Below are 9,680 nucleotides of genomic sequence, written 5' to 3' on the forward strand. Positions count from 1 at the left end.
ATGCGTGGCGTGTTGCTCACACCAAACACCTGCTCGTATGGCGCTCGATATGGCGGTTCTTACGCCCATCCGACACGCCCCGCTCGATCAGCACCAACACCAGCGCCAGCGCCGCACCCAGCAGCCGGTTGGAGTTACCGAGAAATTCGTCATAGATGGTTGTTGCCACGACCTTCTGGCGCCGGCCGCCAATGATTGCCGGCGTGGCAAAGGCACTTGCCGCCAGCGCGAATACAATCAGCCCGCCCGAAAGTACGCCAGGATCACCTGGGGGAACACGATGCGCCACATCACCGTGGGCAATCCGGCGCCCAGACGATTCAGCTGCCTGCTCGGTAGCCGCGTCCAGCTTCTGCAACGAGGCCCATACCGCCAGCACCACAAAAGGCACCAGCACATGCACCAGCGCGACGACCACGCCGGTGAAGGTGAACATCATTTTCACCGGCTCGGTCACCAGGCCGCTGCCGGCAGAATCTGTTGATTACGCCTTCGTTGCCCAACAATACGGCCCACCCAGCGTACGCACCACCACCGAAATCAGCAATGGCCCGAGGACGACCACCAACGACACGGCGCGCCAGCGCGGGCGACAGGTGCGACAGCACACAGGCCTCTGGCACGCCAATGACGATGCAGATCGGCGTGACCAGCCCGGCCATGCCTGAGGTGCACGCGAAGATGACGTTGAAAATACTCGTCACGCGCGGTGTGAGCGTAGTTGGCAATGGTACAGGCCCTCGCCGACGCCGGTGGACGATGAGAATGGATACAGGCTCAGCGACAGCGTCAGCACCATTGGCAGTGCAACAAAAGCGATCATCGCCAGCAGGCCCGGCGCCGTCAGCCAGTACGGCAGCAGGTTGCGTGGCTCGTTCATCATCACCGACCGCGCGGACCGTCTCGCGCGATGGCTCGCCGACCGGAAGTGAGAGCCCACTTCGTCACCCCTTCGGCAGCTTGCGGCAAACCGACGTTGGCTGCGTCACCTGCACGACGCCGAGAGTGGTGTATCGACCTGGAAGAGCCAATGGTTGCCTAAGACACGCGCGCCGACTTGGCACGGCCGCGCACCGGTGCACCGTTAGCCGCGGCGAATTCCAGCTTTTCGGGCGGACGAAAGTAGCAGTCGACCTCGCCTGTGGCGCTGCCTTCTCCGCGGCGGGCGGTGGCCTTGAGCCTCAACCGCTTCACTGATCTGCGCACCACCGGTCCCGACCTTCAATGACGTTGACCCTGCAGAAACGTGGAGAGAAGAAAACGGCCGATTGGGTTCTCGTACATTTCGAAGGGCGTCCCCCTTGTCTCAATACGGCCCCTGTTCATCAGCACCACACGCGGTCGGCGAGCGTCATAGCACACCAGCCTGGTCATTGCGTGACCATGATGGTGACGTGATCCCGACCGCGTCGCTGCAGCGCCACGCAGCTCGATCTGCATTTCCTCAGCGCAGCTTGGCATCCGAGCGCACCCATCGGCTCATCTGGAAGCAACACCGGCGGCTGGATGACGAGGGCACGCGCCAGCGCTACCCGCTGACGCTGACCGCCGGACAGTTCGCGCCGGAAAGCGTCAGCCATCGGTGTAAAGGGAATGCTGCCAGTTCCAGCGTGTCGGCTACGCGTTGGCGCCCCTCGTTCACGGCAACGCTGCGCATCTCCAGTCCGAACAGAGAGCATTTGTCGACCACGCTCATTTCGGGAAACAAGGCATACTTCTGGAATACGATGCCCAGCCCTCGCTGACTGGGCTTGTCGTGGGTGATGTCGCGGCCATCGAGAACAAAATCTGTCCGCGCGTGGGCGGCGGCGTGAAGCCAGCGACCATTTGCAGCGTGGTCGTCTTGCCACGAGCCGACAGCCCCTGAGCAGGCCACACGAACTCCCCTTCGTCCACCGACAGGCTGAAGTCGGCGACGGCGGTAACGTCGTCGTAGCATTTGATCGAGGCCCTGGGAGTTCGAGGAAGGCGGATAGTGTTGGACTCAGCGCCAGTTGCCGCCCCGCAACGAATCACTTCTCGACCGCGCGGATTTCCAGCGGTTGGTCCATTCGGCGCGCTTGGTGTTGATGATGTCGTAGTTTGGCGAGATCAATGCGGTGACCTTCTCGGGACCAGAGAAACGACTTTCTTCGCCACATCCAGCGCAATCTTCGCCAATCTTGTTGACCGGTCCCCAGCCGAGCACGTTAGCCATATGCGTCCCTACCGTCTCGCAGACCATGCTGCAGGAATTGCTGTCCCACCGCGTTTGCGGCGCGCCTTCGACCGCCACGGCCGTCATAGGATGACCACTGCGCCTTCCCCTTTGGGTAAACAGATTCACGACCGGCGCGCCCCTGGTCACAACGGACTGCACCCGGCCATTGCCCCACACCGCCAGCGCGCCTTCGCCGGTCTGCATCATCTGCGCCATCTTGCCGGGCGAGGGTTCCCAGGCAAGCCCATTCGGCCGCCACTTTCTTCGTCATGACGTCGAAGCCCTGGCTCGATATTGGCCTCGCCACCGCCATTGGGAGTTTGGCCATCCCCACCAATGTCAACAAACCGTAGCCGTTGGTGATTGGCGGCGGAATCACCACCTTGCCCTTGTAATTTAGGGATCGGTGAGGTCGTTCCAGGAGGTCTGGAGCGCCAGCCGTTCCTTTGGCGAAGATCTCCTTGTAAGCGAGCCCGGTGGCGATGAAGGCGATACCAGCGGATTTGTCGCCGACCATGCGCGCGATGAGATAGAGCTCTTGATTGACCCGGCGTCCTCGACCTTTGTGCACAGGCCCTGCGCCGATCCGCCTGGTACATCAGGCCATCGTCGATCAAGGCGACGGAAATTTCCTGCTTGCCCTTTGCGCCTGCAACCCCCCGGCGAGATGTCGGTGGAATTGCCGGAGACATAAACAGCCTTAGTGCCGGTCTTCGTTTCCAAATGCCGGGATGATGGTTTTCCTTGAACAGCTTTTCGGTCCCCCGGCCATGATCCGCCAGCGTATATGTCTCGGCGGCGTGGGCACTGAAGGATGCGGCCATGACGGCAGAACACATGAGGTGGAAGTTTTGCGCATAACGATCTCCGTTTTGGTTCAACAGGCAGGAAAGAGCCTTTTCAATAGAGGAAGACCCGCGCTGACCTGGCAAGTGTATTCTTCGCAATATTATCAGTTGAACAGGTAAACTTTTGGCCTGTATATGCCAAACTATTGTGTCAAAAGCGGAACTCAATCTGCGGCATATCGAGGGCCTTTCGCGCCGTGATGTTGACGGGCAGCGTGGTTGGGGCGGCGCGGCTGATGAGCGTGACGCAGCCGGGTGTCCAGCCGCACCATCAGCCTGATGGAGCTCCGGATCGGCTACGCGCTGTTTAACGAACGGCGCGGACGGTAATCAGTGCCGACGCCGAAACCGATGCGTTATACCCGCGAGATGCGAACATCTCTACGGCGGCATCTGAGCGCATCGGTCAGGTGGCACAGGACATCCACTTCCAGCGTGCCGGCGCCTTTGCAGATTGCCACGTTACCGGCGCTGGCGCAGTGGCTGGTACCGCGTGGCATCACCCGATTTCATTTATCTACGCGTCCCAATGTGACCGTCTTGTCCAGAGCCTGCCTTCCACGCCAGATCATGGAACTGAGTACCGACACGGCAATTCGACGTGGGTGTGGTCGAGTTGCCGGTTTCGCGACCGGCGATCGAGGTCTGAAAACCATTCGACCCGGTGCAATCGATGGCAGTAATGCCCGCCAGCCACCGCCTGGCTAAGAAAGCGAGATTTCCCTGAAAGATCTTGATGGCAGACGCATGGTGCTGCTTTCGCAGCATAGTTACGTGCCTTTATCAGATCGTCCTTTTCAAACTGGGTGTGGCGCCAGACGTGGTACCCGAAACACAAGTTCGTCAATCGCCTGTGCGTTGGTCGCGGCGGGCGCGGGGATCACGCTCGTGTCGAGGTGGACAGCGGTTCCGTTTACCGGCCCGGACCTGGTGGTGCGACCGGTTAAGGAAACCATCGAGTCGCGCTACGCGATTATCTTTCCGCAACTCGCGGTGCGCCAGACGCTGGCGGAGGCGTTTTGCGCAAGACTTTGCGGGAGGAGATTCGCCGGGCGGATCACGGGTGAAGTGCTTTCAAAATGCCAAAGTCAAGCGTGGACGGGGCTACGGGCAAAAACGTCAGGAAGCGGCCGCCAATGCTGGTGTTTTTGCAAACCGTATCCAGCGCCCCTTGTAGCGAAGATTGGCCCCATGGCCCGGGAGAATGCGTCCCATCTGCTGGCGGTCTCGCCATAGGTAAGTGTTGCACTTCACCGCCTCAACAATCCTCTCGACCACCTTCCTGCCAGCTGTCCACGGCGCGATCAATTCAAGTAGCCCGGCATTGTCGAACGTGACCAGCTCGATACTTTCGCCTTTCCCTTTTGCCTGCATCTGGTAACGCAGGCCAATGGCTGGCGGCACGATGCCGTCATACACGCCATGTATCAAGATCTGCTTCACGCCCAGCGCTTAGCATCTCCGAGGGCGATTTACCGCGAAAAGTGTGCTGGCCGCGCCACCAGAAGCGCGCGACCAGCCGTGTCGACCAATTGCGCGATCGTCGTATCTCCACACGCATGCGCGCCGGCGCAGGCAGAATGCACTGGGTAAGGAATCGCCGCGATGCCGACGATCGCCTTGAAATTCACCGTCTGTTCGCGCTTGGGCAAGCTGCCCGCAGGAATCCGGTGCTGCGCTGGGAGCCATAACGCGAGATGTCCGCCGGCGGAGTGTCCCGTAACGACCGCGCGGGACAAATCCAGTTTGAACTTGCCTGCCCGCTCGCGCAGATGGTGACGCCATTCGCGATATCGTTGAACGAGCCGGGATAACCACCACCATTGTGGCCGACGCGTCGATAAGTAAGGCTCCACACCCGCGACACCGTGCTTGCGCGCAAATCATCCGCCAGGAAGGCAACCCGAGTTTCAGCCCCAGCAACTCCGCAAGCCAGCAGCCGCCGTGAATCAGCACGACCACCGGTAGGGCCCTTTGAGGCGCCGGACGGCAGCCACAGCTCACCGTATTGCAAAGCATCCTTGCCGTACGCGATCTTGTGATTCGGGCGTGTAGTGACCAGCCCAGGTCTATCAAGAATTTTCTGGAAGGTCAGCGATTGCGATTCCGCGGAGGCACTGGACATGGCGAGCAATATAGCAAGAAAGAATGTAGCCCGTTGCCTTGGTTATCGGGTGATGACGGCGGGATCATCGCCCGCGACTGCCAGCCTGTAACCAGTATGCGGCGATGCGCAGTCAGGGGCCAGTTTTCGATTCGTCGCGCAATGCACCCGTGTTCCCTATTTGTGCCAGCCTTCAATGTGGCTCGGCTTGCCGGCCTGCCCCCAGGTGCTCGGCTTTCGCCATCTCCGCTTCCGGGTTAGAATTGCCACGCCAGGCCATATCAGCCTGACCGACCTCGCACATTCGTTTCGTTTCCTGCTGGCATTCTGCGTATTGCTGGCTGCGAGTATTTATTGCTGCGCCTGCCGCGACTGCGGCCGAGCCTTCAGTGGATGAAATATGGTCGATGCGCTGGCCGCGAAGCAAGCGCCAGGAACCGCCGGCGGCATTCCAGATGCCACGAAGCCTCGGTAGCAAGCCAGCCGCGCCCGCCGCACCCGCGGCGGGAGACAGCTCAGGCCGTACGGTTTGAATTTGCCTCAGCGAAAATCAATTGCGGAAAGCCGCGAGTTGTTGGCCAGGCTCCAGTTTCCGCGATATGAACGCGCCCGCGCTCGCGGACGGCGCTTTCGCATCGAGGGGCACCTCGATGCGAGTCGGTGATCCGCAGGTCAGCCTGCGTTTGTCCGAGCAGCGCGCGCAGAATGTGAAGCAGTTTCTGGTGAGCAATGCCGGTGCTGAACGTGGCGCGGCTGGCGGCGATTGGCAAACCCACCGACGATCCGTGCGACAGTGCCAATCCGCATGCGATGGTGAATCTGACGAGTGGTGGTGGTGGCACTGGATGATCCGGCGTCGATTGGCAGCGCGTCACAGCCGTCGCAAGCAATTGACTCGCCAGCCGGGCCGAAAACCGGATCCGTGAAGGCCGGTGCCGTCCAGCGATTACGGGGCGAAGTGTCGGTGACCACGCGCCAGCAAATCGCTCGCGATTGATTCAGGCGATGCATTGCGGGGGAGGATACGATATCGACCGCTGCCGGTGCAACAGTGGTGGTGCAACTCGACGACGGCGCGAAGTTGCTGGTACGGCCCGGCACCAAAGTCATTTTGACGCCAGGTAGAAAACGCGGAAAGCGCATTCGACAAACTGAATCCCGCCATCAGACTTTGTGATCGCCACGATCCGCTACGGCCCGACCGGTTTGGTCGGCGAGTCCCGGCCGGACGCGATTGCGCTTCAAAACGCCGGTCGCCACCATCGGCATCCGCGGCACCGACTTCGATCTCGTCCCCCCGCCGGAGGCAGAAACGGCGCGCGGGAATTGGGCACCTATGTCCGCGTCAATACAGGCGGGATTGAACTCGCCGGCAGCGACAGGTCGAAGGTCGCTCGCTGGCGCCAGATGAGCAGGCTTTCGCCGCGCCTGGGGGGCCAAAACTGAGGGCGGCGGTCGGCGCGCCCGCGGCGTTAAAACTGGAGGCGCCGGCGGTGTTTGCCAGCGGCGAACTGGATTCACTGCTCGGGGCGCGATAACGGTTCCACGGCAACGCAGAATGCTCCTTGCCCGTTTTCCATTCGGCGAAGAGCTGTCGCTTGGATCCTGCCAGATTGCGACAGGGTCAATCCCAGCACCTTGCAGCATACAACGCCGCAGTCGCGTGAATCCGGTTCCTGGATGCGGTCACGCAATCCGACGGGCGCCAGTAGCCCCAATATCCGCGCCGATACCGGCGAGCAACTGGTGCGCCGCATGTTCGATCGTTTAGCTCAGCATATTGAGACGTGACCAGTTCTTTTTCCGGCGTCGGCAGTGGCGAGGGCCGCGGCCTCGTTGCTGCCACGCTGAGCGAGACAAGGCGTTTTCATGCCGGGCGAGGTTCACGCAGACCGTTGCGGTACCGCGGTAGATTTCCGCTTCGAACCGCTCGGTGGCGGCCTGCCAGAAGCTCGCCGGGGTTGAATTTGCAGGGATACCGAAACGTGCCGGGCTGCATCCAGCTTTTGAATGCTGGAGAAGCTGGTAGGTGGGGCGGCTTGTTTGCATCAGCGTGGCATACGCCACATACCAGATACCCGCCTTGAGCACCAGGCCAAGCGGCTTGATGATGCGATCTTTCGTCCCGTTCCAGCTCTCATGTGAGTCCCACCGCGCGCTGATGCCAGACCGCGTTCATACCGCCTGCAAATGCACCGGCAGTGTGGCGGCTTGATACCAATCGATGGGGTCGATGTGCAATCCCGCGCCGACGCGCAAGACGTTCTCGCGCGGCGATATGGGAACCGCCGTTAGCATCTTGAGAGCACGCCGACGCCGAGGCGCTGCCCAATCCCAGTTCAGTGGCGGCGGCGGGAAGGCCTGCCAGAAACAGTGCCTGCGCTTCCGGGTTGGAGTGAGCCCGGGTCAAATCAGCGGTACTCCAACCTTCGCGTAGCTGAAAGCCGCCGTCTCGCCCGCGGTCTGACCACCCCCGCGCCCGCCGCCGAAAGCTGGTCGATATCGGCGCAGGATAGTTCGCACCGACACCTCCAGGTCGGCGGCAAGCACCGGCGCGCTCATACGGCCGCGCGTCTGCCAACAGCATCATGATGGCGCAATCGACTGGCACGCATTTTTCATCGTACCAGTAATACCGCTGACATCCGGTGTCATGTATCCCGCTTTATGCTGCCGCTCACCAATCAAACAGGAGTCCACATACTGCCGCCAAATGCAACCAACACATCTTTCTTTTCAATCCGCGCCAGGCATCATTGCGGCCATTTTCATCTGAGCCGTTACCGTTATGTCCAGCCAATCTGCCGCAGCGAACAAAATTCCTGGTGCCTATCTGACCGAAGCGGAAGGTTTACCTTTCTCGACGGCAACTGGCATGGTGTCCAATCGAAAAATGAAAGAGGCAGGGCAGCATCCGCGAAGAATGGATCGGTTTCGAACAAAGGCGAAATTCGCCACGCTGCTTGACGGGCTTGTCAGCGTGGAAGAGCTGCGAAACGACAAGGGCAGGCCATTCAGCAGTACCATACGGACCTTTGACCGCGAAAAACGCACCTGGTCCTGACGCCTACCTGGGTCTCGGCAGGCACGGGCGTGCTGCAACTGCCGGCACATGGCCGATTTATCTGACGACGTCAGCGCGTGGATGCCTCGGAGGTCATCGGCGACGGGTGCTGCTTGCGCGCGGAGTATTCGGGCGTATCTCGAAAAAACGAGGTGACGTGGGGAGGCGCTCGACTCGCAAGATGGCGAGAAAACCTGGATGCTGACGCGGAAGATGCGGTTCAGGCGCGTCGATGAAAATGGCAAGGCCGTCAAATGACGCCAACGCGCCAATCAAGTGCCGGCGACTTCGATTTTTCATCGGGCGCTGGCGCGTCAGCACACCACCAGGCTGAACTTACGCCTCGTCCCGGTTGCAATGAGTGGATTGAATTCACGGGCACATCGGTCGCGCAGAAAATTCTGGGTGGCATCGGCAATCTCGACGACAACACGCTCGACCTGCCGGGCGGCGCTTACCGCGCAGCGAAGTGACCCTGCGTTCGTTCAACGATGAAACCGGGCAATGGTCAATCCTGGTGGCTCGATGGCCCGGCATCCGGGCACACTCGACGCGCCGGTTGTCGGGCATTTGAAAAAGGCGTTGGCACGTTCTACGCGGACGACACGCTGGACGAACGGCCGATTCGGGTGCATTTCTGTGGACCATGCCTGAACCGGACGGGCCACGCTGGGGAGCAGGCATTCTCTCCCGACGCCGGCGCAACATCCGAAACCAACTGGATCATGAATTTCGCGCAGGAACCGGATTGATCGGTTATGTAGGATATCTGCATGGTTTTTCTAGAGAGAAATCGCATAACAAGAACCAACTGGAAATTGCAACCCGCGAGCATGGAAAGAAGGCGATCGCCGCACGCACACCGATAACAGCCGCCTTGATTACCCTTTGCGCCATGGAAGCATGCGCGTGGGCCTATGCGCGCCGCGCGGCCAGGATGCTGGCAGCCGCATACGCAGGACGAGCTCTACATCATTGTCAGCAGATCCGGCGAATTTGTGAAGGGCGATGAGCGGCGCGACATTGACGCCACCGGCGTTGCCATTATTCGACCCGGGCGTCGTCCATCGTTTCGAAAACCCCACGGACGATTTTTCGACATGGGTTGTATTCTGGGGCCGGAGGGCAGGAAGCGACCGCATGAATTAGCCTCCGCCGGTACGCGATCCCGCCATGTTCTTCAATGCCGGGCGGCGACATCGAGGCCCCGTGTTTATATCATCCCGACGCCAGCACGATATCCTTTGGCACCACCAGTGTTTTGTTTTCCTGCTGCCCCGACGGCTTGCCATATCGAGAAATGAGGTCTTTCTGGATTCCGGTGAGCGGCGCTTCAACAGGCCATCCGTGTCGTTTCTCGCTTCGCCCTCGAAAATACATCTGCGTGATCACGCGGGTATTTTCCCCGTCACGTCAAAATGAATGTGCGCAGTGCGGCCTTCATGCGCCCGGCAGTGGTTTGAA

The 9,680-nt window shown here is 60.6% G+C and carries 10 protein-coding genes and 3 pseudogenes; 5 read left to right on the forward strand and 8 right to left on the reverse strand.

Features of this window, described 5'->3' with window-relative positions; all coding sequences use genetic code 11:
- Window positions 1-16: 16 nt before the first annotated feature.
- The 4 genes and pseudogenes from IPP88_21920 to IPP88_21935 all read right to left on the reverse strand — a co-directional run bounded on the left by IPP88_21920 (window position 17) and on the right by IPP88_21935 (window position 3,039).
- Window positions 17-880, reverse strand: a pseudogene (locus tag IPP88_21920) (ABC transporter permease).
- Between the two features lie 158 nt (window positions 881-1,038).
- Window positions 1,039-1,209 (reverse strand): hypothetical protein, encoded by a 171-nt coding sequence (locus IPP88_21925; protein MBL0125227.1) that lies wholly within the window; start codon window positions 1,207-1,209, stop codon window positions 1,039-1,041.
- Window positions 1,210-1,370: 161 nt separating this feature from the next.
- Window positions 1,371-1,679, reverse strand: a complete 309-nt coding sequence (locus tag IPP88_21930; protein ID MBL0125228.1) for an ATP-binding cassette domain-containing protein — start codon at window positions 1,677-1,679, stop codon at window positions 1,371-1,373.
- Between the two features lie 305 nt (window positions 1,680-1,984).
- Window positions 1,985-3,039, reverse strand: a pseudogene (locus IPP88_21935) (ABC transporter substrate-binding protein).
- Between the two features lie 209 nt (window positions 3,040-3,248).
- Between IPP88_21935 and IPP88_21940 the strand changes: the two are divergent.
- A pseudogene (locus IPP88_21940) lies at window positions 3,249-4,284 on the forward strand (LysR family transcriptional regulator).
- On the opposite strand, the gene IPP88_21945 reads toward IPP88_21940, so the two are convergent.
- From IPP88_21945 to IPP88_21955, 3 genes are all read right to left on the reverse strand, one after another.
- Complete coding sequence (locus IPP88_21945; GenBank protein ID MBL0125229.1) at window positions 4,168-4,491, reverse strand: hypothetical protein; 324 nt, start codon at window positions 4,489-4,491, stop codon at window positions 4,168-4,170. The pseudogene IPP88_21940 and the gene IPP88_21945 sit on opposite strands and share 117 nt — an antisense overlap.
- A 184-nt stretch (window positions 4,492-4,675) precedes the next feature.
- Window positions 4,676-5,173, reverse strand: coding sequence for a hypothetical protein (locus tag IPP88_21950; protein ID MBL0125230.1), 498 nt, complete (start codon window positions 5,171-5,173; stop codon window positions 4,676-4,678).
- A 1,746-nt stretch (window positions 5,174-6,919) separates the two neighbouring features.
- Window positions 6,920-7,243 carry a hypothetical protein gene (locus tag IPP88_21955; GenBank protein ID MBL0125231.1) on the reverse strand — a complete coding sequence of 108 codons (324 nt, stop codon included), beginning with the start codon at window positions 7,241-7,243 and terminating at the stop codon, window positions 6,920-6,922.
- 697 nt (window positions 7,244-7,940) lie between these two features.
- Here IPP88_21955 and IPP88_21960 point away from each other — a divergent pair.
- The 4 genes from IPP88_21960 to IPP88_21975 all read left to right on the forward strand — a co-directional run bounded on the left by IPP88_21960 (window position 7,941) and on the right by IPP88_21975 (window position 9,228).
- Window positions 7,941-8,216 carry a hypothetical protein gene (locus IPP88_21960; GenBank protein ID MBL0125232.1) on the forward strand — a complete coding sequence of 92 codons (276 nt, stop codon included), beginning with the start codon at window positions 7,941-7,943 and terminating at the stop codon, window positions 8,214-8,216.
- Between the two features lie 254 nt (window positions 8,217-8,470).
- Window positions 8,471-8,689 (forward strand): hypothetical protein, encoded by a 219-nt coding sequence (locus IPP88_21965; protein ID MBL0125233.1) that lies wholly within the window; start codon window positions 8,471-8,473, stop codon window positions 8,687-8,689.
- 18 nt (window positions 8,690-8,707) lie between these two features.
- On the forward strand, window positions 8,708-8,968 hold the full coding sequence (locus tag IPP88_21970; protein ID MBL0125234.1) for a hypothetical protein: 261 nt from the start codon (window positions 8,708-8,710) through the stop codon (window positions 8,966-8,968).
- The gene (locus IPP88_21975; GenBank protein ID MBL0125235.1) at window positions 8,965-9,228 is read left to right on the forward strand and encodes a hypothetical protein; all 264 of its coding nucleotides are present in this window, start codon (window positions 8,965-8,967) and stop codon (window positions 9,226-9,228) included. Before IPP88_21970 ends, IPP88_21975 begins: the two co-directional genes overlap by 4 nt.
- Before the next feature lie 206 nt (window positions 9,229-9,434).
- Here the strand turns inward: IPP88_21975 and IPP88_21980 are convergent, their stop codons facing one another.
- Window positions 9,435-9,608, reverse strand: a complete 174-nt coding sequence (locus IPP88_21980; GenBank protein ID MBL0125236.1) for a hypothetical protein — start codon at window positions 9,606-9,608, stop codon at window positions 9,435-9,437.
- Between the last annotated feature and the right edge of the window lie 72 nt (window positions 9,609-9,680).

The organism is Betaproteobacteria bacterium (genome assembly GCA_016720925.1).
Taxonomy (GTDB): Bacteria; Pseudomonadota; Gammaproteobacteria; order Burkholderiales; family Usitatibacteraceae; genus UKL13-2.